This is a genomic window from Chryseobacterium nakagawai (assembly GCF_900637665.1).
GTDB classification, from domain to species: Bacteria; Bacteroidota; Bacteroidia; order Flavobacteriales; family Weeksellaceae; genus Chryseobacterium; species Chryseobacterium nakagawai.
Window position 1 is genome coordinate 740,221 of record NZ_LR134386.1, and the last position, 26,317, is coordinate 766,537.

General features: G+C 35.5%; 23 protein-coding genes and 1 riboswitch. Of the genes, 19 read left to right on the plus strand and 4 right to left on the minus strand.

The annotated features are described in order from the left end of the window. Positions 1-57: 57 nt before the first annotated feature. The 3 genes from EL260_RS03395 to EL260_RS03405 all read left to right on the plus strand — a co-directional run bounded on the left by EL260_RS03395 (position 58) and on the right by EL260_RS03405 (position 2,729). On the plus strand, positions 58-798 hold the full coding sequence (locus tag EL260_RS03395) for a YebC/PmpR family DNA-binding transcriptional regulator (protein WP_123858853.1): 741 nt from the start codon (positions 58-60) through the stop codon (positions 796-798). 135 nt (positions 799-933) lie between these two features. After that, positions 934-1,758: a UDP-2,3-diacylglucosamine diphosphatase gene (locus EL260_RS03400; protein WP_123858854.1), complete on the plus strand. Its 825-nt coding sequence runs from the start codon at positions 934-936 to the stop codon at positions 1,756-1,758. Then, positions 1,758-2,729 (plus strand): glycosyltransferase family protein, encoded by a 972-nt coding sequence (locus EL260_RS03405; RefSeq protein ID WP_123858855.1) that lies wholly within the window; start codon positions 1,758-1,760, stop codon positions 2,727-2,729. The genes EL260_RS03400 and EL260_RS03405 overlap by 1 nt, the downstream gene beginning before the upstream one ends. Here EL260_RS03405 and EL260_RS03410 read toward each other — a convergent pair. Both EL260_RS03410 and EL260_RS03415 read right to left on the minus strand, forming a co-directional pair. Then, positions 2,718-3,008 carry a GNAT family N-acetyltransferase gene (locus EL260_RS03410; RefSeq protein WP_123858856.1) on the minus strand — a complete coding sequence of 97 codons (291 nt, stop codon included), beginning with the start codon at positions 3,006-3,008 and terminating at the stop codon, positions 2,718-2,720. The genes EL260_RS03405 and EL260_RS03410 overlap by 12 nt on opposite strands. A 117-nt stretch (positions 3,009-3,125) precedes the next feature. Further along, positions 3,126-3,875 carry an RDD family protein gene (locus tag EL260_RS03415; RefSeq protein ID WP_123858857.1) on the minus strand — a complete coding sequence of 250 codons (750 nt, stop codon included), beginning with the start codon at positions 3,873-3,875 and terminating at the stop codon, positions 3,126-3,128. A 27-nt stretch (positions 3,876-3,902) separates the two neighbouring features. Between EL260_RS03415 and EL260_RS03420 the strand changes: the two genes are divergently transcribed. From EL260_RS03420 to EL260_RS03450, 7 genes are all read left to right on the plus strand, one after another. After that, on the plus strand, positions 3,903-4,886 hold the full coding sequence (locus tag EL260_RS03420; protein ID WP_123858858.1) for a stage II sporulation protein M: 984 nt from the start codon (positions 3,903-3,905) through the stop codon (positions 4,884-4,886). Beyond that, the gene (locus tag EL260_RS03425) at positions 4,870-5,832 is read left to right on the plus strand and encodes a DUF4013 domain-containing protein (protein WP_123858859.1); all 963 of its coding nucleotides are present in this window, start codon (positions 4,870-4,872) and stop codon (positions 5,830-5,832) included. The genes EL260_RS03420 and EL260_RS03425 overlap by 17 nt, the downstream gene beginning before the upstream one ends. Then, a complete protein-coding gene (locus EL260_RS03430) occupies positions 5,825-6,604 on the plus strand; it encodes a DUF4129 domain-containing protein (RefSeq protein WP_123858860.1) in 780 nt (259 codons plus the stop codon). The genes EL260_RS03425 and EL260_RS03430 overlap by 8 nt, the downstream gene beginning before the upstream one ends. Before the next feature lie 10 nt (positions 6,605-6,614). Continuing rightward, positions 6,615-7,772 carry a DUF4350 domain-containing protein gene (locus EL260_RS03435; RefSeq protein WP_123858861.1) on the plus strand — a complete coding sequence of 386 codons (1,158 nt, stop codon included), beginning with the start codon at positions 6,615-6,617 and terminating at the stop codon, positions 7,770-7,772. Between the two features lie 68 nt (positions 7,773-7,840). Further along, positions 7,841-8,872 carry an AAA family ATPase gene (locus EL260_RS03440; protein ID WP_123858862.1) on the plus strand — a complete coding sequence of 344 codons (1,032 nt, stop codon included), beginning with the start codon at positions 7,841-7,843 and terminating at the stop codon, positions 8,870-8,872. A gap of 55 nt (positions 8,873-8,927) precedes the next feature. After that, positions 8,928-10,250, plus strand: a complete 1,323-nt coding sequence (locus tag EL260_RS03445) for a DUF58 domain-containing protein (protein WP_123858863.1) — start codon at positions 8,928-8,930, stop codon at positions 10,248-10,250. A 38-nt stretch (positions 10,251-10,288) separates the two neighbouring features. Next, entirely contained in the window at positions 10,289-10,708 is a 420-nt protein-coding gene (locus EL260_RS03450; RefSeq protein ID WP_123858864.1) for an OsmC family protein, read from the plus strand. A gap of 215 nt (positions 10,709-10,923) precedes the next feature. Here the strand turns inward: EL260_RS03450 and EL260_RS03455 are convergent, their stop codons facing one another. Next, positions 10,924-13,539, minus strand: a complete 2,616-nt coding sequence (locus EL260_RS03455) for an MGH1-like glycoside hydrolase domain-containing protein (RefSeq protein WP_123858865.1) — start codon at positions 13,537-13,539, stop codon at positions 10,924-10,926. A gap of 188 nt (positions 13,540-13,727) precedes the next feature. Next, positions 13,728-13,835: riboswitch (SAM riboswitch) on the plus strand. 62 nt (positions 13,836-13,897) lie between these two features. Here EL260_RS03455 and EL260_RS03460 point away from each other — a divergent pair. The 7 genes from EL260_RS03460 (at position 13,898) to metF (ending at position 23,568) form a co-directional block, all read left to right on the plus strand. After that, complete coding sequence (locus EL260_RS03460; RefSeq protein ID WP_123858866.1) at positions 13,898-14,836, plus strand: alpha/beta fold hydrolase; 939 nt, start codon at positions 13,898-13,900, stop codon at positions 14,834-14,836. A gap of 3 nt (positions 14,837-14,839) precedes the next feature. Then, a complete protein-coding gene (locus EL260_RS03465; protein WP_123858867.1) occupies positions 14,840-16,378 on the plus strand; it encodes an ACT domain-containing protein in 1,539 nt (512 codons plus the stop codon). Between the two features lie 116 nt (positions 16,379-16,494). Continuing rightward, entirely contained in the window at positions 16,495-17,655 is a 1,161-nt protein-coding gene (locus EL260_RS03470) for an O-succinylhomoserine sulfhydrylase (RefSeq protein ID WP_123858868.1), read from the plus strand. 98 nt (positions 17,656-17,753) lie between these two features. Then, entirely contained in the window at positions 17,754-18,764 is a 1,011-nt protein-coding gene (locus EL260_RS03475) for a homocysteine S-methyltransferase family protein (RefSeq protein ID WP_068940187.1), read from the plus strand. A gap of 83 nt (positions 18,765-18,847) precedes the next feature. Next, entirely contained in the window at positions 18,848-19,939 is a 1,092-nt protein-coding gene (locus EL260_RS03480; RefSeq protein ID WP_123858869.1) for a fatty acid desaturase family protein, read from the plus strand. 1 nt (position 19,940) lies between these two features. Beyond that, on the plus strand, positions 19,941-22,601 hold the full coding sequence (gene metH, locus EL260_RS03485; RefSeq protein WP_123858870.1) for a methionine synthase: 2,661 nt from the start codon (positions 19,941-19,943) through the stop codon (positions 22,599-22,601). 7 nt (positions 22,602-22,608) lie between these two features. Beyond that, complete coding sequence (gene metF, locus EL260_RS03490; RefSeq protein WP_123858871.1) at positions 22,609-23,568, plus strand: methylenetetrahydrofolate reductase [NAD(P)H]; 960 nt, start codon at positions 22,609-22,611, stop codon at positions 23,566-23,568. A 297-nt stretch (positions 23,569-23,865) separates the two neighbouring features. Here metF and EL260_RS03495 read toward each other — a convergent pair whose 3' ends face one another. Next, positions 23,866-25,017 carry a hypothetical protein gene (locus tag EL260_RS03495; RefSeq protein ID WP_123858872.1) on the minus strand — a complete coding sequence of 384 codons (1,152 nt, stop codon included), beginning with the start codon at positions 25,015-25,017 and terminating at the stop codon, positions 23,866-23,868. Positions 25,018-25,205: 188 nt separating this feature from the next. On the opposite strand from EL260_RS03495, the gene folE reads away from it, so the two are divergent. Both folE and EL260_RS03505 read left to right on the plus strand, forming a co-directional pair. Beyond that, positions 25,206-25,871, plus strand: a complete 666-nt coding sequence (folE, locus tag EL260_RS03500) for a GTP cyclohydrolase I FolE (RefSeq protein WP_045490962.1) — start codon at positions 25,206-25,208, stop codon at positions 25,869-25,871. A gap of 3 nt (positions 25,872-25,874) precedes the next feature. Further along, positions 25,875-26,306, plus strand: coding sequence for a DinB family protein (locus EL260_RS03505; protein ID WP_123858873.1), 432 nt, complete (start codon positions 25,875-25,877; stop codon positions 26,304-26,306). Positions 26,307-26,317 lie beyond the last annotated feature (11 nt).

Below are 26,317 nucleotides of genomic sequence, written 5' to 3' on the forward strand. Positions count from 1 at the left end.
AGGTATTTTTTTTTTGTAGACTTTTAAGTAATTTTGTTGAAAATTTAAAATTTAAAAATGGGAAGAGCATTTGAATATAGAAAAGCTTCTAAAATGGCCAGATGGGATAAAATGGCCAAAACTTTCTCTAAAATAGGTAAGGATATTGCATTAGCAGTAAAAGCTGGAGGGACAGATCCAGAAGCGAATCCGGCATTGAGAAGATGTATCCAAAATGCAAAAGGGGCAAACATGCCTAAGGATAACGTAGAGAGAGCAATTAAAAAAGCGAGCGGTGCAGATGCTGAAAACTATGAAGAAGTTACTTATGAAGGATACGGGCAAGGAGGAGTTGCCTTTTTTGTAGAATGTACTACAAACAATACAACCAGAACGGTAGCCAATGTAAGAGCTGTTTTCAATAAGTTTGACGGGAATCTTGGTAAAAATGGTGAATTGGCATTTATCTTTGACAGAAAAGGAATTTTTACAATTGATTTAGCTCAAGTTAAAATGGACTGGGATGATTTCGAAATGGAAATGATTGATGGGGGAGCTGAAGATGTAGAAAAAGATGAAGAAGAAGTAATGATTACTACTGCTTTTGAAGACTTCGGATCTTTATCTCACAAATTAGACGAACTTGGAATTGAAGCAAAGAGTGCAGAATTACAAAGAATTCCGAATAACACGAAAGAGGTAAATGAAGAACAGTTCAAAGCGAATATGAAAATGCTTGAACGTTTCGAAGATGACGACGATGTGCAAAACGTTTACCACAATATGGAAATCAGCGAAGAGCTAATGAACTCTTTATAAAAAATAATATAGCATTCATATACAGTTAACTTTCAATTAGTTTCTTTGTAAAAAACTGTGAAACGCCTTAACATATTTTCGTTGTGGAATAGCAGGCGTTCCGTCCGGCCAATTTAAAAGCTGAAAAATATACGGATGAAAAGAAACGTTGAGTTAGTTGTTATATCGGATGTTCATTTGGGAACTTATGGATGTAAGGCTAAGGAATTGCTGAGATACCTCAATTCTATCCAGCCTAAAACTTTGGTTTTAAATGGTGATATCATTGATATCTGGCAATTCAAAAAGTCTTACTTCCCTAAACCTCATTTGAAAGTGATCCGAAAGATTCTTTCATTTGCTACCAAGAATACAGATGTGTATTATATTACAGGCAATCATGATGAAATGTTCCGTAAGTTTACCGATTTTGAACTGGGAAAGCTTAAAGTCTGTAATAAAATCTGCCTGACTATTGACCAGAAGAAAACCTGGATCTTTCACGGTGATGTCTTCGATGCATCCGTTCAACATTCTAAATGGATCGCCAAACTTGGCGGAAAGGGATACGACCTTTTAATAATCATAAATAATATTGTAAATTGGTTTTTGGAAAAAATGGGTAAAGAAAAATATTCATTTTCAAAAAAAATTAAAAATAATGTGAAGAAAGCAGTAAAGTATATTGGTGATTTTGAACTCACCGCTTCTGAACTGGCTATTGATAATCAATATGATTATGTAATTTGCGGACATATTCATCAACCACAAATCAGAGAAGTTGTGAATAAAAAAGGTTCTTGTACTTATCTGAATTCTGGAGACTGGATAGAGAATCTTTCTGCATTGGAATATCATGATAAAGAATGGAAGATCTTTTATTATGATGAACACAAACATTTACTGAATGATGATGAAGCAGAGGAAATCCAAGAGATGGATAATTCTGAGCTTTTAAAAATCGTAACTAATTTTACCTAATGAAGATCTTGTATGCATTTCAGGGTACCGGTAATGGACATGTAGCCCGGGCACAGGAGATTATTCCGATACTCAAAAAGTACGCTTCGGTGGATACACTCATTAGTGGTCATCAATCACAATTAAAGGCTGATTTTGACATTAACTTTCAATATAGGGGTATTTCCCTTCTTTATAATAAAACAGGCGGTTTATCCTACCGAAAAACATTTACAGATAATAAATTTATTGATGCAGCAAAAACTATAAGGGATTTGGAGCTTTCCCAATATGATCTGATCATCAATGATTATGAGCCTTTAACGGGGTGGGCTTCTAAATTAAAGAAACTACCAATGATTGAGCTTAGTCATCAGGCATCTATGAGTTTTCCTGAAACCCCTAAACCTCAAAAAAAAGATTTTCTGGGAGAAATGATTTTAAAATATTATGTTCCCAGTGAAAGGAAGATCGGATTCCATTTTGAAAATTACCATCCGCAGATCAAGAAACCGGTAATCCGCAGAAAGATAAGAAATCTTAATCCTTATAAGAAAGGATATTACCTTGTTTATCTTCCGAGCTTTGCAGATGAAAATATCATTAAAGTTCTGAGAAAAATTCCGGTAGAGTGGAAAGTGTTTTCAAAATACAGTAAAGTACAGGTTAAAGTAAAAAATGTTGAAGTATTTCCTATTGATGAAATCCAATATCTGAAATATTTTGAAGGGTGTGAAGGAATTCTTTGCAATGCAGGTTTTGAAACCCCTGCTGAAGCACTTTTTATGGATAAAAAATTATTTGTGATCCCAATTCATAACCAATATGAACAGGAATGCAATGCCTGTGCTCTGGATAAAATGGGAATTCCCAACTCTAAGGTTTTAAATCTGCAGGAGATTATGGAATGGGTGGCTTCAGATCATCACCTTAAAGTTGATTATCCTGATAATATTGAAGAAATCCTGGTGAAGGATGTCTTAGTTCTTTAAGAAAATATCATCCACATCATTCATTCTCATCATTACAGCTCTTGCATAAGAGCAGTGAGGATAAACATTCCAATTATTTTCCCTTGCAAATTTGATGGCTTCTTCTACCAGATATTTTCCCATTCCTCGTCCTTCAAATTCAGGATGAACCAGAACAAAAGAAATAATCAATTTATGATCTTCAGGAAAAATTGTATAGGTTAGTCTTCCTACTTCTTTTGTTTCATTATTCAGGGTAAGAACTCCGCCGTTTCCGGATCTGTTGTTTTCAAATTTCATGATAGAATGTTTATTATTATTAAAGATACAAAAATTATGAGGACTGATAAAATGTATTGGGTTCGATAGTCCTGCTATTCACTCTTTACTTGCGAAGCAAAATTGACTATTGACAATTTATTTGTCCTTTCCTGTGTAATAGTTATAATCTTTAATAATAACATTAATAAACTGTTTTTCCGTCATTTTTGTAGGGTCTATTTCCAGTTTCAGAATGCTTTTGATCTTATTGGAAAGTTTACTGATGATCAGGCGATCACCGGCTTTCACTGCTTTCGTATAATTATCTTTGATGATTCTCATGTCATTATCACTTAAAGCAATAACTTGAGGAAATGAAGGGATATAATCGTCATTGATATTCTCGAGAATCGTATGAGAAATATTAATATTGTTCTTTAAAGAAATTACAGCCGTTCCGGAAGCGATATCTCCCAGACGCTGATTGTTTTTGGAAACAATCATTGAGATTAAGCCTACCACTCCTGCAAAAGATACATCTATCAGCCTGAATACCCAACGGATCAAATAATCTCCAAAACTTGCCTGATATCCGTCAATCTTTACCACTCTGATTTTCATGAGTTTTTTACCTGGCGTCTGCCCTTCCATCAAACTTTCCAAAACAAGAGGATAAATGTAAGTAGGGAAGGTGAGTATAATATAAACTGCCATTACAGACCAGTTATCCAGACCATTAAGTAAATATCCCAAGTCCAGGATATTGAAAAACAAATACAGAACAATGACAACGTAAGCAACTCTTATCAAAAGATCAATGATAAATGCAAGCATTCTTTCTCCAACACTTGCGGTATTGAAGTTAATATTTACATTTTGTGAGGTATTTATCGCAATCTGAGACATATTTTTTATTATTTTAGCCTTACAATTATGAGAGAAGTTTATTTCATTAAACAAAATAAAGAAAAATGGTTGGGAATAGAACAGGTTATTGATGGGAAAATTAAAAAAAATCCTGATGACCTGTCTTCGTTATATATTAACCTGATCAATGATCTTTCTTTTGCCCAGACTTACTATCCTAAAAGTAATACAACCATTTATCTGAATCACCTATCTTCACAAATTTTCCAAAAGATTTACAAAACCAAAAGAGTAGAGGAGAACAGGTTGGTGTATTTCTTTAAAACAGAAGTGCCGCTGCTGGTGTATCAGTATCGGAGATATTTACTGTATGCTTTTCTGTTTTTTGTTCTTTTTACTTCTATAGGAGTACTTTCTGCTATGTATGATAAAGATTTTGTGAATATTATTCTTGGTGAAAGTTATGTAAATGAGACTATTGAAAATATTAAAAAGAATAATGCAGTTGGAGTCTATCAGAGTGGAACAACTTGGGGAACAACCATTGGTATTATTTTTAACAATATCCAGGTAGGTGCTAAATTATATATCTACGGAATTGCTGGTGGAGTGGGAACTTTATTTGCATTGCTCTCCAACAGTGTTATGTTAGGATCTTTCCAATACTTTTTTTATGATTATGGTGCTTTGAAAGAGAGTGCCAGAGGAATTTGGCTTCATGGCGTTTTTGAAATCTTTGCTATGGTTGTAGAAGCGATGTGTGGATTGATTTTAGGAGCATCTATTTTATTTCCGAGAACCTTTTCAAGATTTAATTCTTTTAAAAAAGGATTTAAAGATTCTTTTAAAATATTTTTAAGCACCGTTCCCTTCACTATTTGTGCCGGAATTATCGAAGGGTATGTGACAAGACATGCTTTAAAAATGCCTATCATCCTGAACCTGATTATTATTCTGGGATCTCTGGCGATTATAGGATTTTACTATTTTGTATATCCGGTTATGGTCAATAAAAAAACTAATAAACACATCAATGATACAATTTTATAAAAAAAGAGATTTTGGAACTTTCATCAGTGACAGTTTCAATTTTTTCAAATTATACGGAAAGAATTATTTTAAGAATTACATTCTGATCAATGGCTTACTGTTAATTTTAATGGTAACCGTTTTTATTTTTGGATATAGAGAGCTTTTTTCTCAAATTTTCGGATCTAATCTGGGGGGAGATACTTATTATTTTGAACGGTATTTTTCAGACAACGCCGGAATGCTGATTGGAGTTGGGATAGTGACATTCCTGCTTTTTATGATTCTGGCTATTGTTAATTATCTTTATCCTGTTTTTTATCTTAAAAGAATCGCTGCCGGAGCAAAAAATATAAAGACCGATGAGATCTTAGGTGACTTTAAAGAAAATATAGGTAGAATTGGTAAGTTGTGTATTGGGATGACATTTATTGTAATTCCTTTATCTTTATTTATAGTAGGGTTTTCCTATCTTCTGATATTTGTGCTTATCGGGATTTTTCTTGTCATGATTGTTTATCCTACATTATTTAATGTGATTACATTTCTGATGTATGATTATTTTAATTCGGGCAGAGGTTTTATGGAGAGCCTGAGTTATTCTATCCGTTCACAGTTTTCTTATCCTAATGGAAGCGAAAAATCTCCTTACTGGAAATATTGGGGTGCAGGATTTGTGATGTTTATTATCATATCCATCGCCAGCTCTGTATTTACCTATATTCCCATGATTTTTTTCTACGGTTCAATACTTACCTCTACACCCGATGGAAGTTTTGAGCAAGATCCTTTTACAGGTGCTTTCGGAATTATATTTTTTGTATTTTACGGAATTTCAATGCTGCTTTCATTCTTCCTTTCTAATCTGTTGTATGTGAATGCAGGATTCATGTATTATGACAGCAGAACAGATCTTCATCAGAAAGTAGAACTTGAAGAAATAGACACTATTGGAATTAATGAATAAGATTCTTTTTTTCATATTATTCGTTTTCTCCCTAAGCCTTGTTAAAGCTCAGGATGAAAATGATATGGGCGATTCACTGTTTACAACGGGACATTATCATAATATGCTGCGTGCAGATTCCGTACTGGCAAAGAATCCTATTTCTGAAAATACTGTATATCCTAAAGAGTTTAAGAAAAACGTTCCATCAAGATATAAAGGAAATGAATTTGATTATTCTGTATCAAAACCCAGAGAATCTTTTTGGCAAAAACTATTGAAGAAAATAGATCGTATTTTTAGAAGCATTTTTGGAGAGACCGTTTTTGAAAAATCTTCCCAATTGACGGTAGCACTTGTTCGGCTTTTTGCTATTATTCTGGTAGGCTTTCTTTTATATTTTATTATTAAGTATATTCTTGGAAAAGATGGGAGTTTTATCTTTGGTAAAAAGAATAAAAAACTAGATCTGAATGTAGAAGAACTTCACGAAAATATCCATGAAATCAACTTTCCGGAAAGTATTGCAAAATTTGAACATGCTGGAGATTATCGTTCTGCTGTTCGTTATCAGTTCTTATTCATTCTTAAAAAATTAAGTGATAAAAAACTGATTAACTGGAATCCTGAGAAAACCAATAAAGATTATGTAACAGAGCTAAAAGCGGCACATCTTAAAAATGAATTCTTCGATCTGTCCTACATCTTTGATTATGTATGGTATGGTGAATTCAATATTGACGAACAGAGTTACCAGAGATTTAAAAATCAATACCAGGCATTTAAACCATAACCCCATTACCATGAATAAGACTTTCAGAATATATGCTGTGATCTTCATCGTTGTGATGGTTATTTTGGCATTGCTTGAAGTGAATAAAAAAGAAACTACAGACTGGCGTAAAAATTTTGATATCAATGAGAAGTCTCCATTTGGCCTTTTTGTGTTTGATAACGAAGCAAAAGATCTTTTTAAAACTCATCTGAAGAAAATAGATCGGGCTCCTTACGAATATTATAACCAACATAAAAAAGAAGCTCATAATATTGTCATTATTGAAACTGATATTGATACAGAATCCTGGAAGAAGATTATGGATCAGGTATCAAAAGGTTCAGATGCTATGCTGGTGATAAGCAGTATGCCCAAGCAGATTTCAGACAGTATAGGATTTTATGATTCAGAAATTTCTTTTGAAGAAGAGAATGTACTAAAGCTTACAGATCAAAAATATAAAAATGACTTTATTCAATTAGATAAGTTTCCTTCAGGAAGAGGGTTCTCATTTATTAAGCCTGGAGTGGAAGTATTGGGAAAGACGGTGGAGAGTAAAAATACAGATCAGGCTAACTTTATCAAGGTGAAATTTGGAAAAGGAAACTTCTATGTTCACACTGAGCCACTTTTCCTTACCAATTATTATTTATTGAAGCCTGGAAATGTGAAATATGCACAGGATGTTTTCTCTTATCTTCAGGATAGGGAAACCCTTTGGTTTGTTGATAATAACACTAAGACATCCCGTTTCTTCATGAGATTTGTATTGGGAAATCCAGCGTTGAAATATGCATGGTGGATATTCCTGGGTGGCCTTATTCTTTTTATTCTCTTCAATGCAAAAAGAAAACAAAGAATTGTACCGGTTATAGAGGCATTGAGAAATACATCACTGGATTTTGTGAAAAGCATTGGAAATCTATACCTTCAGGAAGGAGATTTTCATGATATGATGGCCAAGAAGGCTCAATATTTCCTGAATAAGGTAAGAATGGATCTTCTGATTGATACGCAAAATCTAGATGAAGAATTTGCTAAAAAGCTGCAAATGAAAACAGGAAAACCAATGGAAATGATTAATGAGGCCATTAGCCTGATCAAAAGAGCACAGGATCCGTATGCCAGTGTAATGAAAGAAGATCTGGCAAGAATCAATAAACTGCTTGACGAGATATTAAAATAAAATAAGCATCCTAAGGGACGATTTAATAAAAGATAGAACGAAGTCCTATCAAACCCAAAGAAAAAAATATGGAAAATCTTGATAACCCAAACATAGAAAATCAATCTTCTATAAATCTTAATAAGAACGAAGATCAGTTTCAGTCAAGAATTGATATGATTGAGCTTCGTGCAAGCCTGGATAAGGTAAAAGCGGAAATAGGAAAAGTAATTGTAGGACAGGAGAAAATGATAGAACATCTTCTGGCAGCATTACTTTCAAACGGACATGTTCTTATTGAAGGTGTTCCGGGAGTAGCAAAAACGATTACCGCAAAATTATTAGCAAGGACCATTGATGTAGGTTTCAGCAGAATTCAGTTTACACCGGATCTTATGCCTTCTGATATCTTAGGAACCTCAGTTTTCAATGTGAAAAATTCTGAATTTGAATTTAAAAAAGGACCGATATTCTCCAATTTTATATTAATTGATGAGATTAACAGATCACCAGCGAAAACTCAGGCGGCATTATTTGAAGTAATGGAGGAAAGACAGATTACGATGGATGGTAACCGCTACATTATGGAAGAGCCATTTTTGGTGGTTGCTACACAAAACCCGATAGAGCATGAAGGAACATACAGACTTCCTGAAGCCCAGCTAGACCGTTTCCTATTCAAAATTACTGTGGGATATCCGAATCTTGAGCAAGAAATCGCCATTATTAAAAATCAGCACGAAAGTAAAAGAGAAGATAAGACAGAAGGGGTAAACCATGTTATTACGTCAGAACAACTGAAAAGTTATCAGCATTTGGTTAAGGAAATCATCGTGGAATCTCAGTTGATGGAATATATCGCGAAGATTATCATCAACACCAGAGAAAACCAATTCTTGTATTTAGGTGCTTCACCAAGAGCTTCATTAGCACTTCTTACGGCTTCCAAAGCTTTTGCAGCATTAAGAGGAAGAGATTTTGTAACTCCTGAAGATATTAAGGAGGCAAGTTACGCTGTTTTAAGACATAGAGTGATTGTTTCTCCGGAAAGAGAAATGGAAGGCCTTACTGCAGATGAAATTATCCGTCAAATCTTAGAAGGAATAGAAATCCCTAGATAGGTAATAGGTAAGGATCTCTTGTAAAACCTATAATCTGCTACCAGCCACCTAAACAATGAAAAACTTATATATCAATACACGTTTCTTCTTTACGCTCATTGGAGTGGGGATACTGTATGTTCTGACATTTTTCTTTCCGGTGTTGATGTGGGTAGCCCACATTGCACTTCTGATATGCTTTCTTGCCGTAATAGTGGATTATTTGCTGATTTTTAATCAGAAAAATGCCGTACAGGCACAAAGAATATTGCCGGAAAAATTGTCCAATGGTGATGAGAACTTTGTAAAGATTGATATTAAAAATAACTACAGTTTTAAAATCAATACTAAGATTATTGATGAGATCCCGTTTCAGTTTCAGAAAAGAGATTTTCTAATTGAAAAATCAATTAATGCTGACGCCAACACATTCTTTCAGTATAGTTTAGAACCCAAAGAAAGAGGGGAATATCATTTTGGAAGCCTTAATGTTTATGCTTCATCACCTTTAGGATTTGTTTCGAAAAGATTCAATTTTCAGAAGGATGCGATGTTACCTTCTTATCCGTCTTTTATCCATCTTAGAAAATATGAATTGATGGCTTTACAGAGTGAATTTCTGTTAGGCGGAATAAAAAAAGTAAGAAAGTTGGGGCACACTATGGAATTTGAACAGATCAAAGAATATGTTCCGGGAGACGATATCAGAACCATCAATTGGAAAGCAACTTCTAAAGCCAATCGTCTGATGGTAAACCAATTTCAGGATGAAAAATCACAGCGTATTTTCATGCTGATAGATAAAGGGAGAACCATGAAGATGCCTTTCAAAGGATTGAGTCTTTTAGATTATTCCATCAATGCAACGATGGCTTTATCTCATATTATTCTAAGAAAAGGAGATCGAGCAGGAATGATGACTTTCTCCAAAAAAGCTGAAAATAAAATTGCAGCAGAGAATAAGTCCGGACAGCTTAAGAAAATATCAGAATCACTTTATAATATTAAAACAGATTTCTTTGAAAGTGATTTCAACCGACTGTATCAGGATGTAAAATATTCGATCAATCAGAGAAGTCTTATTTTGTTATTTACCAATTTTGAAACGTTAGATGGATTAAACCGTCAGCTAAAATATCTTCGCGGAATTGCTAAGAACCATTTGTTGGTTGTGGTATTCTTCAAAAACTCAGAATTACAAACATTGATTCATAAGAATCCGGAAAGTATGCAGGAAATCTATGATGAGATTGTTGCTGAAAAATTCGAATTTGAAAAGAAACTGATTATTCAGGAGCTCCGTAAATATGGAATTTATACAGTATATACACTCCCTGAGAATTTGAATATTGACGTTATCAATAAATATTTGGAGATAAAAGCCAGAGGAATTTTATAATTTTGTAACAAGCAACAAGCAACAAGCAACAAGCAACAATGAAAATAACACTAAATAGAATCAACGACGACTTTTTATTTGAATGTACAAACAGTCAGGGAAATTCCATCCTTTTAGACAATACTTCTCAGCCAGGAGCTAAAGGAGTTTCTCCAATGGAAAGTGTCCTGATGGCAGTGGCTGGATGCAGCGGAATAGATGTAGTTTCGATTTTAAAAAAGCAACGTCAGGAAATTAAAAGTTTTCAGGCAGAAGTAGAAGGGGAGAGAGTTCAGGTAGACGATGCAAAACCTTTCAAATCAATTATGGTTAAATTCCTTTTAGAAGGTGAAATTGATCCTAAGAAAGCTTTAAAAGCTGCAGAATTATCTTTCGAAAAATATTGTTCTGTATCGAAAACTTTAGAACCGAACGTAGAAATCGGATACGAAGTGTTCGTAAACGGAGAAAAAATTTAAAACTATAGTGAGGCCTTCAAGCCTCATTTTTTTATTTGGCCACAAATTCACGAATAAAATAGTTTATAAGCATTATAGGAGCTATATACCTATGTGATTTAAAAATTCTTACCACATAAGCACATAGACCTTATGCAAAAAATATATATACAAAAAGAAAACCGGATGTTTCATCCGGTTTTTTTTATTACTCATTAACTATTATTCATTGCTCATTAAAAGGTAAGCCTTGGTTTTATCAATTTCGCCACTGTAGCTGTCCATCCTGTTTGATGGGAAGCTCCTACGCCTCGGCCATTGTCTCCATGGAAATATTCAAAAAAGGTGATATAGTCTCTAAAGTGTTCATCGTAATTGAATTTCGGATTTCCTCCATTGAAGGCTCGTTGCCCATGTTCATCCTTTAAGAAGATAGAACATAGTCTCTTACTGATATTCTGTGCCACTTCATCCAGGTTTTTCTTTTCACCGCTTCCTGTTGGGAATTCTACTTTTAAGCTATTTCCATAATAATAGTGGAAACGTTGTAAGCTTTCTACAATAAGAAAATTAATGGGGAACCAGATCGGACCACGCCAGTTACTGTTTCCGCCAAACATTCTGCTATCGCTTTCTGCAGGCGTATAATATACTACATTTTCATGACCGTGAACAGAGAATACAAATGGATTTTCCTCATATACTTTAGACATAGCCCGGATTCCGTAAGCGCTTAGAAATTCCTTTTCATCAAGCATTCTTGATAATACTTTAGTCAGTCTGTTTTTACGAAGGATGCTCATCAGATGTTTTCTGCCCTGGCCTTCTTCATCCCAATGAGAAACAAGTTTGGTGAGTTCAGGTTTGTTTTTTAAGATCCATTCCATTCTGGTTTTGAAATTCGGCATCTTTTCCAGAAGGCGGTGATCTACAATTTCTACGGCAAATAATGGAATTAATCCAACAATACTTCTCAATCGTAAAGAAACACTGTTTCCATTTCCAAGCTGAAGAACATCATAGAAAAATCCGTCTTCCTCATTCCATAGTCCTTTGGTTCCTTCACCAAGATTTTCCATAGCTTCCGCAATATAAAGGTAATGCTCAAAGAATTTGATGGCCATATCTTCATACACCTGATAATATTGGGCAAGTTCCATGGCAATTCGCATCATGTTCAGCGCATACATCGCCATCCAGCTTGTTCCGTCTGCCTGTTCCAGATGTTGTCCATCCTCTAAAACCATATTTCGATCAAAGGCTCCGATATTATCCAGTCCAAGAAAACCGCCACCAAAAATATTTTTCCCGTTTTTATCCTTTCGGTTCACCCACCAAGTGAAATTCAGAAGAAGTTTTTGGAAGACTTTTTCAAGGAATAATAAATCGGGTTTTCCATTGTTTTTTTCATCAATTTTAAAAACCCTGAAGCAAGACCATGCATGTACAGGTGGATTCACATCGCTCATATTCCATTCATAGGCTGGCAGCTGTCCGTTAGGATGCATATACCATTCTTTGGTAAGGAGTAATAGCTGCCCTTTGGCAAATTCAGCATCAATGATGGATAAAGGAACACAGTGAAATGCCAAATCCCAGGTTGCATACCATGGATATTCCCATTTATCGGGCATCGAAATAATATCTTTATTGTGAAGATGGTTCCATTCCGTATTTCTTACATACTGATTAAAGTTTCTGGGCGCCTCAAAGTTGGGATCTCCTTTCAGCCATTTTCCAACATTATAGTGATAAAACTGTTTATTCCAAAGAAGTCCTGCAAAAGCTTGTCTTTGCACATTCCTTTCGTCTTCATTGGTGGTATCATTCTGAATTTCATGATAAAACTCTTCGGTTTCAGATTGCCTGATCTCAAAGATTTTATCAAAATTTTCAAAAGGCTCATCACTTTCCTCAGGACATAGTCTGAATTCAAAGACCTGAGATTGCCCTGCTCCAATGAGTTCGTCAATTAAAAAAGAAGCTTTGCTACCTCTTTTTTCAGGGTTTACGGTATTACTATGATGGACGATAAAATCATTAATCCCATCTTTAAAATAAGTATTTTCTGCCTGTGGTGCTCCATACAGCTTTGGAGTATTGGTTTCATTTTCGCAGAATACGCTTTGGGCATTTCCATTTCTTGAATAAAACTTTTTGATGGAAATACTGTCGTGCCCAATAGTAATACTTCCGTCATCGGAGGCATTCATTTCTCCTTTATAGGTATTATAACCCCATTTCCAGTTGTTTCTAAACCAGGCTGTTGGTGCTACTACTATTGGAGCATCTTGTTGGCTTCGGTTGCATATCGTTACCCTTACCAGAATATCGTTGTGATCTGCTTTACAATATTCAATGAAAATATCAAAATAGGCATCATTATCAAAAATTCCGGTATCAAAGATCTCATATTCCGGCTCCTGTTTGCTGCGCCTTCCGTTTACTGTGACAAGATCATCATAAGGGAATTCATTGATCGGATATTTGTAAACCATTTTCATATAACTATGAGTAGGGGTATTATCCAGATAATAGAAAATTTCCTTGATGTCTTCTCCGTGGTTTCCCTGAGGATTGCTCAGACCAAAGAAACGTTCCTTAACGATTTTATCTTTTTTATTCCAGAACGAAAGCGCAAAGCAGAACAGCTGTTTTACATCAGAAATTCCTGCAATACCTTCTTCACCCCAACGGTAGGCGTAGCTTTCCGCATTATTATGATTGGTATGGTTCCAGGCATTTCCGTCCGGGCTATAATCTTCTCTTACATTTCCCCATTGCCGGTTGCTTACATAAGGTCCCCAGTTTTTCCATTTGGTATCTTGTAATCTTTCTTTTTCGGCGATCATATATCATCATTTTTCTTTACGAAGGTAGTTTTTTTGAAAAATAATTCCAATTCATTTTATCTGAAGAATAATTAATATGCCCTTGAGAGACTTCTATTTAAGGGCTTTTTTTAATATTAAATTATTTTTTTTTTGATTTTAAAAGAAAAGAACTACCTTTGCACCATTCGTTCATTCAAATATTGAAAATGTTATCAAGAAAGGTTGAGGGATTAGACCCTATGAAACCTTAGCAACCCTTTGCGCAAGCAAAGAAGGTGCTACGTTCTACCAAAATTATTTTGGACAGATAACTTACTGAAGTTCTTTTCAGCCATTTCCTGTGGCATTTTCAATTGTATTAAAATATATAATAGAATTGAAAACAGAACTAAACTATATTAATCTTTCGTATCAAACCCATTCCCAAAAGGAATACGATATCTCGTTGAGCTATGAGCTTTTCGGGAAAGATCTGTTTACAGCTCCAATCATTTTAATTAATCATGCCCTTACCGGAAATTCAAATGTATCCGGAGAAAAAGGCTGGTGGAAACAATTGGTAGGCGAAAATCAGATCGTTGATACTAATAAGTACACTGTTCTGTGTTTCAATATCCCCGGAAACGGTTACGATCATTTTTTAATTGAAGACTATGAAGACTTCACGCCTTCAGATATAGGCAATATTTTTCTGAAAGGATTAGAAGCTCTACATATCAAAAATTTATATACCATTATTGGTGGCTCCCTGGGAGGAGGAATTGCATGGGAAATGTTAGCAAAACAACCAAAGCTGGCAGAAATTTTTATTCCCATTGCCTGTGACTACAGAACTCATGATTGGCTTCATGCACAATGTCTGGTTCAGAAATTTTTATTGAATGATAAAGAAGAACCATTACAAAAAGCAAGAATCCATGCGATGTTGTGCTATAGAACTCCGGAATCACTTAACGACAGATTTCAAAACAAATACAATCAGGAAAAGCAATGCTTAGAATCAGAAGACTGGCTGGTTTATCATGGTAACGCGCTAAACGAAAGGTTTAGTTTACAAGCATACAAGCTGATGAATCATTTATTGATGAATATCAATGCTGATGAAACTGCTCTGGAGAATATACAAGCACGAATGCACATGATCTCCGTAGATACAGATTTATTCTTCCCGGCTTCTGAAATCCGAATGTGTTTTGAGAAACTGAAAAAGAAAAAGGAGAATATTTCTTATCACGAGATCCAATCTATACACGGGCATGATGCCTTCCTAATGGAATATCAACAATTAAATAATATCATAAAAAACATTTTATAAGTAATGAAAAATGCTAAAGAAATAAAATTTTTGAAGAACAGATCAATTGTCAAATTTGAAGGGGTAGATTTCTTAGGGGAAATCGGAATTGACGGACGAATTTTTAAAGCGCTTACTTTAGCGCGCATCAGTGTGGGAGTAATCTCTCAGCAAGCTATAGAAAACGGAATTTCTATTTTAGTTCACGAAAACGATGCTGAAAAAGCAGTAGCTTGTCTTATTGATGAGTTTGAAGCAGAAAGAAAATCAGGAAAAGTATCTCAAATATACAGTATCAACAATGTTTCTGTGATTGGTTTTGTAGCAGAAGATTCCAATAAAGTTTTTGCAGAATTGGCTAGAAACAATGTTTTTCCATTGCTTTTAAATCAAGTTGCTGGAGAAAACAGAGTAAACATCGTAGTAACTTCTTCACAGGATGAAAAAACAAGAAATATTATAGAATCTGAGATTTTCAAAAAACCGAAGACCGTTCATCTGGCAATTATTGGCCATGGAAATGTAGGGAAAACATTAATTGAGCAGGTTCTTGAGTCTTCAGAAGAGATCAAAAGACGTAAAAAAGTAGATCTGAAAGTTGTTGCAGTAGCCAATTCAAAGAAAATTGCATTCAATAAAAAAGGGTTTGACAATAATTGGTCTGATGAGGTTTTAACGGCAGAGCATTCTTCTGACGTTCAGGAATTAATCAATTTTTCCAATGAAAATCAATTAGAGAACCTGATTGTTGTAGACAACACAGCAAGTAAAGATTTTGTAAAAAATTATCATGCATTAGCAGAAAACGGATTTGATCTGGTGTCTTCCAATAAAATTTTCAATACCCTTCCGATTGAAGAATACAGAAAACTAAGATATACGTTGAGTAAAAACAACAGACGTTATCTGTATGAAACCAACGTAGGTGCAGGTCTTCCTTTAATTGATACGATCAAATTATTACACCTTTCAGGAGAGAATATCACAAGAATTAAAGGAGTTTTTTCGGGAACATTGAGCTATGTTTTCAACAATTTCTCTTTGAGAGAAGATAAATTTTCAACAATTATCAACGAAGCTTTAGAAAAAGGATATACAGAACCAGATCCAAGAGAAGACCTTTCAGGAAATGACGTAGCAAGAAAATTATTGATTTTGGCAAGAGAATTAGATCTAATCAACGAATTTGAAGATATCAACATTCAAAATCTCGTTCCGGAAAGCTTACTTGAGGTTTCAAAATCAGAATTTCTTACAAGATTAGACGAGCTGGATGAAGAATATCAGAAGATCAAAGAAAACCAGGAGCCAGGTCATGTATTGAGATATGTAGGAGATTTACATGGAGATTTACAGAAAGACAAAGGTGAGTTGGATGTAAAACTGATTTCTGTTCCTGCAACATCAGCATTAGGGCAGTTGAAAGGATCAGATTCCATCTTTGAGATCTATACAGAAAGTTATGGCGAAAACCCAATCGTGATTATGGGAGCCGGAGCCGGAGCACAGGTAACTGCCAGAGGAGTATTCGGTGATATTTTAAGACTAAGTGAAACAAAATAAATTAATGTAACAATTTAATAATGTAACAGTTTACCAATGACTATCATTCTGAGCAAAGCGAAGAATCTCATTATTACACTGTTAGATTGATACATTGGTAAATCAATTAAAACTATATGGAAAATTTCGAAACATCAGCAATAAGAACTCAGACGGAGAGATCTCAGTTTGACGAACATTCTACACCATTATATCTTACTTCCAGCTTTATTTTTCAGGATGCTGAAGATATGAGAGCAAGTTTTGCTGAAGAAAAACCTAAAAATCTGTACAGCCGTTTCTCCAATCCGAACGTATCTGAATTTACAGAGAAGATTGCAAAAATGGAAGGAGCAGAAGCAGGATATGCCTTTGCAACCGGAATGGCAGCAATCTATTCTACATTTGCAGCTTTATTAAGTGCTGGAGATCATATTGTAAGTTGTCAGTCCGTTTTCGGATCTACTCACACTTTATTCACAAAGTATTTTCCGAAATGGAATATTGAAACCACTTATTTCAAAGCAGAAGATGCACAGAATGTAGAACAGTATATTAAACCGAATACAAAGATTTTATACCTTGAAACTCCTACCAATCCTGCAATTGAAATCCTGGACCTGGAATTTTTCGGACAAATCGCAAAAAAACATAATCTGATTTTTATTGTAGATAACTGTTTTGCAACTCCTTATCTTCAGCAGCCTATTAAATATGGTGCGGATGTTGTTGTACATTCTGCAACGAAGTTGATCGACGGGCAGGGAAGAGTATTGGGAGGAATCGCAGTAGGAAAAGAAGACCTGATCAGAGAAATTTATCTTTTCGCAAGAAATACAGGACCTGCGTTGTCCCCTTTTAATGCATGGGTATTATCAAAAAGCCTTGAAACATTAGCAATCCGTGTGGAAAAACACTGTGAAAATGCATTGAAGGTAGCTGAATTTTTAGAAAGCCATCCTAATGTGGAACTCGTAAAATATCCATTCCTGAAATCCCATCCAAACTATGAAGTCGCTAAAAAGCAGATGAAACTAGGTGGGAATATCGTTGCTTTTGAAATAAAAGGAGGAATTGAAGGCGGAAGAAACTTCCTGGATAAGATCCAGATGTGTTCATTGTCTGCAAACTTAGGGGATACAAGAACGATCGTAACCCATCCGGCGTCTACTACACACTCTAAATTATCAGATGAAGAAAGAAACGAAGTAGGAATTACAGCAGGATTAGTTCGTTGTTCAGTAGGTTTAGAAAACGTAGACGATATCATTGCAGACTTAAAACAAGCCTTAGATTAAACTCCCAAGAGCCCCAAAGGGGCGATTTAACCCAAAGATAGAACGAAGTCCTATCAACCCCCAAACCATATCAGTTTCACTCAACAACTATAAAAGAGATGACAAATATAGAATCACTAAACAAAGCCCTCAAAGAACGCATCCTCGTTCTGGACGGAGCCATGGGAACCATGCTTCAGCGCTACAAGTTTGAAGAAGAAGACTATCGTGGTGAACGATTCAAAGACTGGGAACATCCGGTAAAAGGAAATAATGATTTACTTTCCCTTACTCAGCCACAGGCTATTGAAGAAGTACACAAGAAATATCTGGAAGCAGGAGCTGATATCATTGAAACCAATACATTCTCCGGAACTACCATTGCAATGGCTGATTACCACATGGAAGAGTTGGTGTATGATCTGAATTATGAGTCTGCAAAAATTGCCAGAAAAGCCTGTGATGAATATACAGCTAAGACTCCGGATAAACCAAGATTTGTAGCAGGGTCAATAGGCCCAACCAACAGAACGGCAAGCTTAAGCCCTGATGTGAATGACCCTGGATACAGAGCCATAACGTTTGAAGAACTGAGAGTCGCTTATAAACAACAATGTGAAGCATTATTGGATGGAGGTTCAGATATCCTGTTGGTGGAAACAATCTTCGATACCTTAAATGCTAAAGCTGCCTTGTTTGCAATCGATGAACTTCAGGAAGAAAGAGGAATAAAAATTCCAATCATGGTTTCCGGAACCATTACTGATGCTTCAGGAAGAACTTTGAGCGGACAGACCGCTGAAGCCTTTTTAATTTCAGTTTCTCATTTGAATCTATTAAGTGTAGGCTTTAACTGTGCTCTAGGAGCAGATCAGCTGACTCCTTATCTGGAAACTTTGGCTCATAATTCAGAATTCTATGTTTCAGCTTACCCCAATGCCGGATTACCGAATGCCTTTGGAAAATATGATGAAACACCAGAAGATATGGCAAGACAGATCAAAGAATATGCAGAAAAAGGATTGATTAACATTATTGGAGGTTGCTGCGGTACCACTCCGGAACATATCAAGGCGATTGCGGAGCTGGTAGAAAAATATGAACCAAGGAAATTGAAGGAATTTGTGTAATTAGATAGATTTTTTTAATTAAAATCAAGAATGTAGGCTGGAATATAAATATTAACTTTAAGTAAACCACAAAAATTAATATAATGGAAAAGCCGAGTTACTTAAAAGATTCAGATGATGCCAAGTTGTTTAATGAATTGAGAAAGAAAGTAAACCAACGGATAGAAGCTATTCCTGAAAACAGAGATATCTATATTCAGATCAAAGCGGTACTTCTACCACTGATCTATGTTGGTTTATATTTTATTGCTCTCTTGAATGCCGAAAAACATTGGATGTATATATTCAGTTTCGTTTTAATGGGAATTTTTCTGGTTTTAATTTATTTAAATCTGATCCATGAAGCAGCTCATAACAACATTTTTAAAAGTAAAAAGCTGAATGGAGTAGTGTTACACATTTTTGATTTCATAGGAGCTAATTCCTATATCTGGAAGAAGAGACACATCGCAAGTCACCATGCTTATCCGAATGTGGATGGTTGGGATACCGATATTGAGCAGAGTGGTTTACTTTTAATAGTGCCTTGGATTAAGGCCAAAGGAGTTCAGAAGTATCAGCATAGGTTTTTCTTTTTAGTATATCCATTGTATTTGTTCAATTGGATGTTCATAAGAGACTTCAGAGACTTCTTTGATAAGGAAAGAGTGATTTTGAAAACACAGGGAAAAATACCTGTGGTGGAGAAAGTGAAAATGGTGAGTTATAAGTTGTTTTACTTTTTTTATCAAATTATAATTCCTATAGTGTTCTTTAAAGTATCAATTGGGTTGGCTTTAGGAGCTTGGTTTTTACAGGTAATTGCGGCAAGCATTTTTGCACTGTTTGTTTTATTGCCTTTGCACCCTCTTCCTGATAATGCCTTTCCAAGATTGAATAAAGATAATGGTCTTCCATTCAGCTGGCTTCATCATCAGTTTGAAGTAACCAACGATTTGCAGGAAAATAACTGGTTGGTAAGAAATGTATTAGGAAATTTTAATTTTCATGTGGCGCATCACCTCTTTCCTAACTACAGCTATATGTATTATAATGAGATTACTGAGGAGATAGAAGAATTTGCTAATGAACATGGCTTAGCGTACAAAAGATTTCCGTTGTTTACTGCTTTAGGCAAGCACAGGGACTTATTAAGGCAGAATGCAAATAACGCCTACTATATTTTAGAAGAATAAAATGAAATATTTAAGATTATCAGGCCTTGAGCCTCTTATCATAACACCGGAAAGTAATTTCATCAATGTGGGTGAGAGAACTAATGTTGCCGGGTCCAAAAAATTTTTAAGACTGATCAAAGAGGAAAAATTCTCTGAAGCATTAGATATTGCCCGCCATCAGGTAGAAGGAGGGGCGCAGATTCTTGATGTCAATTTCGATGATGGTTTGATTGATGGAAAAGCATCGATGATTAAATTTCTGAACTTAATCGCATCAGAACCGGATATTGCAAGAATCCCCATCATGGTAGACTCTTCCAAATGGGAAATTCTGGAAGCAGGTCTTCAGGTAGCTCAGGGAAAATGTGTGGTGAACTCTATCAGCTTAAAAGAAGGCGAAGAAGAATTTATCAAACATGCCAAAGCCATTAAAAGATATGGAGCTGCAGTTATTGTAATGGCATTTGATGAGGTAGGGCAGGCTGACAATCTTGAACGAAGAATAGAAATTTCAAAACGATCTTATGATATTCTCGTCAACCAGATAGGATTCCCGGCTGAAGATATCATTTTCGACTTAAATATCTTCCCGGTAGCAACGGGAATGGACGAGCATAGAAAAAATGCCATCGATTTTATCGAAGCTACACGCTGGGTAAGACAAAATCTTCCTTATGCATCTGTGAGTGGAGGAGTAAGTAATGTATCCTTTTCGTTCCGTGGAAATGATACGGTAAGAGAAGCCATGCACTCCGTATTCCTTTACCATGCCATTCAAGCTGGGATGAATATTGGTATTGTAAATCCTGCGATGCTGGAAGTTTATGATGAAATCAATAAAGAATTGCTGGAGCTTGTGGAAGATGTTATTCTGGACAAGAGGGAAGATGCTACAGAAAGACTTCTTGATTACTCCGAAAAACATAAATCAGTCAAAATAGAAAAGACTGAAGATTTGGAATGGAGAAAAAATCCATTACAGGAAAGAATTACCTATGCTCTTGTAAAAGGAATTGATCGTTTTATTGAAGAAGATGTAGAAGAAGCTAGGCAGGTTGCTGCTAAGCCCCTTCATGTTATTGAAATCAATCTAATGACCGGAATGGGAGTTGTGGGAGATTTATTCGGAAGTGGGAAAATGTTCTTGCCGCAGGTTGTTAAATCTGCAAGAGTAATGAAAAAAGCAGTGGCTTATTTACAGCCTTTTATTGAAGCGGAAAAAGACGGATCAAGACCTGCCAATGGAAAAATCCTGATGGCAACCGTAAAAGGAGATGTACATGATATTGGTAAAAACATTGTAAGCGTAGTACTGGGCTGTAACAATTATGAGATTGTGGATCTTGGGGTAATGGTTCCTGCTGAAAAGATTATTCAGACAGCCATCGCAGAAAAAGTAGATGTCATCGGGCTAAGCGGATTGATTACACCGAGTTTGGATGAAATGGTGTACATCGCTTCAGAATTAGAAAGACAAAATTTAGATTTTCCATTATTAATTGGTGGTGCAACGACTTCAAAGGCACACACCGCGGTAAAAATCGATTTAAAATATAAAAATGCAGTAGTTCACGTTAATGATGCTTCAAGAGCTGTAAATGTGGTAAGCTCATTATTGGGAGACAGAAATAAGGAATATGTTTCTGATCTGAAGAGTGATTATTCAGACTTCAGAGAAAAATTCCTGAACAGACAAGTTGATAAAGATTATGTTTCCATTGAAGAAGCCAGAGAAAGTAAGTTTAAAATAGACTGGAAAAACGAAGAAATCTTCACTCCGAATAATTTAGGAATCACTGTAATTGAAAATCAGGACCTGAGAGAATTATTACCTTTCATAGACTGGTCACCATTCTTCAGAAGCTGGGATCTTCATGGGAAATACCCGAATATCTTAGAAGATGAGGTGGTAGGTGTGCAGGCAAAAGAACTTTTCAAAGACGCACAGGTTATCTTAAAGAGAATTTTGGATGAAAAGCTGTTAACAGCAAAAGCAATCTTCGGGATCTTTAAAGCCAACTCCAATGAAACAGATGATATTCTGATTTTTGATGAAAATAATAACGAAAAGGTTAAGTTTTTAACCCTAAGACAGCAGGCTCAAAGATCAAAAGGAAAAGATTATCTGGCATTAAGTGACTTTATCGCCCCACAAAGTTCAGGAAAGACAGATTATATGGGAGCATTTTGTGTAACCACAGGTTTCGGTACGGATGAGCTAGCCGAAGAATATGAAAAAGCTAATGATGATTATAATGCTATCATGGTAAAAGCATTGGCAGATCGTTTTGCAGAAGCCTACGCAGAGTTTTTACATAAAAAAGTAAGAACAGAATATTGGGGCTATGCCGTTCAGGAAGAATTGAGCAATGAAGAGCTGATTGCAGAAAAATATAAAGGAATCCGCCCTGCACCAGGATATCCGGCTTGCCCTGACCACTTGGAAAAACATGCGATCTGGGATTTATTGAAGGTTGAAGAAAATATTGGAGTTTATTTGACTGAAAGTTTAGCAATGTTCCCTACAGCAGCTGTTTCAGGATATTATTTCGGAAGCCCACATGCAAAATATTTCGGACTGGGAAAAATCGCAGAAGACCAATTAAAAGAATACTCAGAGAGAAAAGGAATCTCTTTACAGGAAGCAAGAAAGTGGTTGTCACCAAATTTAGCAGATTAAAATTGATATGAAGATAACAGAGCACATTCAAAACGCAAATGGAAAAACTTTATTCTCCTTAGAAGTGGTTCCGCCACAAAAGGGAATTGGTATTGAAGACTTATATACGAATATAGATCCGTTGATGGAGTTCAAGCCACCATTCATTGATGTTACCACTTCAAGAGAAGAATATATTTATTTAGATAAAGGAAATGGATTGATGGAGCGTCGTATCACAAGGATGCGCCCGGGAACATTGGGGATTTGTGCAGCTATTCAGCATAAATATAATGTAGATACTGTTCCACACCTATTATGTGGAGGCTTTACCAAAGAAGAAACCGAATATCTTTTAGTAGACTGTATGTATTTGGGTATTGATAATGTAATGGCATTGAGAGGAGATGCTATGAAAGGACATCAGTATTTTGAACCTACTCAGGGAGGTCATGCCAGCGCCATGGATCTTGTGAATCAGATTAACAACCTGGGAAGAGGAAAATACCTTCACAATGAAGAACAGGTTTGTGATGAACTTAATAAATTCTGCATCGGAGTAGCGGGTTATCCTGAAAAACACATGGAAGCTCCCTCCATGAATTATGACCTGAAATGGCTGAAGCAAAAAGTAGATGCCGGAGCAGATTATATCGTAACCCAAATGTTTTTTGACAATAAAAAGTACATTGAATTCGTTCAGAAAGCAAGAGAGATGGGAATTACCGTTCCAATCATTCCGGGAATTAAACCGATCGCCACCAAGAAACATTTGAAAATCCTCCCTCAGGTATTTAAAATAGACCTTCCGGAAGAGTTAATCAATGAAGTGGAGAATGCTAAAAATAATGAAGCGGTTAAGCAGATTGGAGTAGAATGGGCCATTGCCCAGTGCAAAGAACTTCTGGATTTCGGAGTTCCTGTTTTACACTTTTACTCAATGGGGAAAAGTGACAACATCAAAAAAGTAGCCGGTGAGCTATTCTAATAAAAGTACCAAAAATGAAAGTAGCCTTGTCTTAAATGACAGGGCTTTTTATTTTATAAAAATCTCACAAGTAATATCTCCCCAAAATAAGATAGATGAGTAAAAAAGCCGTAGGCTAAACATTAGCTTCAAAAGAATCAACGAAATTGATTCCACCTTCGCTCCCTCAAAAATATAACAGTAGCAAATTAAACCTTTGCGTCAAATAATTGGCAGGCTCCAAAAGAAGTAAACTAAACCTTTAGTCAATCATTAGACTTCAATAACTCCCATCTTCCATTCTCCATCTCCCTTACCTTAAAGAATCACATGTCTCTCAAACTCCTTATCCCGATCAAACAAATATCGATAGGTCGCCAGTTTCCTGGTCACAGTAGTATCAAGAGTTTCAGCAATCTTAATCATTTTTGGATTAAAATCACCAATCCACTGAAGCTCAGTAATCGTAAAATCGGTATGCTTTCTCAAATGTTGGGTGCCTTCCCAAATCATATACCCATCAATTCCTTTTCTTTGCCATTCAGGAACCACGCCGAACACCAGACCAACCATTTTTTCATTCTTCTTAAATCGCTTTAAAAACAAAAACTTAAGCTTCTCAAAAACGCCAAACTTTCCGTTGAGGTATTTAAACCACTGGTTGAGGTCCGGAAGATTGATCCACATCGCAATAGGCTTGTCATTTTCATACACAAACCATGAGATATGTTCATTCATAATAGGTTTCATCGTATTGAACATTTTCAAAACCTTACCTTCTTCCAATTGCTTTCCTTCTCCGTGAGCTGCCCATGCCTTATTATAAACCACTGTAAAATCCTTTGCAAACTTTGGCAGGTTATTCTTTTTCATAGGCTGAGCAGAAATAGCCGGATTTCTCCTATTTTTCTCATGAGCAATCGTAAAAACACGTGAAACTTCTGCAAATACAGGTCTGGTGAAACAAAGCTGTTCAAAATAAATCTGAAATCCATAATTTTCAAAAAGCTCTTTGTAATAAGGAAAATTATAATTCATTCCATACAAAGGCTCTATAAACCCTTCAATCAAAAGTCCCCAGAACTTATCCCGTTCTCCAAAATTGATAGGGCCATCCATAGCTTCCATTCCTCTTTCATGAAGCCAGTTTTTACAATGGTCAAAAATAAAATTAGCCGTCTCCTGATCGTTGATACAGTCAAAGAAACCAATTCCTCCGGTAGGCTGCTTTTGTTCATAGCAGCTGTTGATGAATGCAGCTACTTTTCCAACTGTCTTATTGTCTTTTTTAAATAAAAACCTTTTGCATTCACCATTCTTGAAGAACTTATTCTTTTCATGGCTAAAGATCTCCTCAATATGCTTGTCTAAAGGACGTATATAATTTTTGTCGTGTTGATAAAGTTGCGCGGGAAATTCCAGAAATTCCCTTTTATGGTCTTTGTTGTGTACTTCTTCGACAATAATCATATAGTTTTTAATCAGAGTAGGTTATAAAAGATAATTTTGTTCATGCTGGCCAAAATTCCACTATTCAAAAAATATCCAATAGATATGGAGATTATAGAGGTTTTTGACGATCCAAAAAATAAATAAAAACTTTTCGGAACAAATAGATGAAACGATATTATCCGTATTTTTGCTGCAAAATAATAAAAATGGTTGATTTTACTGATAACGACGATGATATTTTCACTGGAAAAGAACATACGCCTATAAGGGAAGATGCTTTTGATAAATCGCCACAGGAAAAAATTGAGAAAATTACTGAGCTTTTTGGAGAAATCATGGAAACATTAGGACTGGATATGACCGATGACTCTCTAAAGGATTCTCCGAAGCGTGTTGCTAAAATGTACGTGAACGAGATTTTCGGAGGACTTCTTCCGGAAAACAAACCAGGGATCTCTACATTTTCCAATAAATATAAATACCGTCAGATGTTGGTGGAGAAAGATATCACAGTATACTCTTTTTGTGAACACCACTTCTTACCTATTATAGGAAGAGCGCATGTTGCGTATATCTCTAATGGAGAAGTAATCGGTCTTTCAAAAATTAACAGAATTGTGGATTACTATGCAAAAAGACCACAGGTTCAGGAAAGATTAACAATGCAGATTGTAGAAGCTCTGAAAGAAGCTTTAGGAACAAAAAATGTTGCATGTATCATTGATGCTAAACACCTTTGTGTAAACTGTAGAGGAATTAAAGACACTGCAAGCTCCACTATTACTGCGGAACTAAGTGGAATCTTCAGAACAAACCCAATCACAAGGCAGGAATTCTTACATTATGTAGGAAGCCATGCAAAACTAGATTAATCAATGAACTACCAGATCCTTAAAAATATTATAGATACAGAACTAAAAAAGTTCCAGTTAATTTCTGAAGAAGAATGGATTTATAAAAAATCACCGGAAAAATGGTCCAAAAAAGAAATTATTGGCCATCTTTGTGATAGTGCTTTTACAAATATCCGTAGATTTGTAGTCACTCAATATAAAGAGAACGAGAATATCATATATGATCAGAACGCCTGGGTAAAAGCTCAGAATTATCAGAATGTTCCCATTGGAGAGTTAATCAACCTTTGGAAAGCACTAAACTATCAGATCGTTCATATCGTAGAAAATATTCCTGATGAAGCATTACAAAGAACGTGTGATACCACCAAAACAGAAACTCAGGTTTTTACCCTGGAGTTTATCATTAAGGATTACGTAGAACATTTGCAGCATCATTTAGAATCGATTTAATTATGATAAAA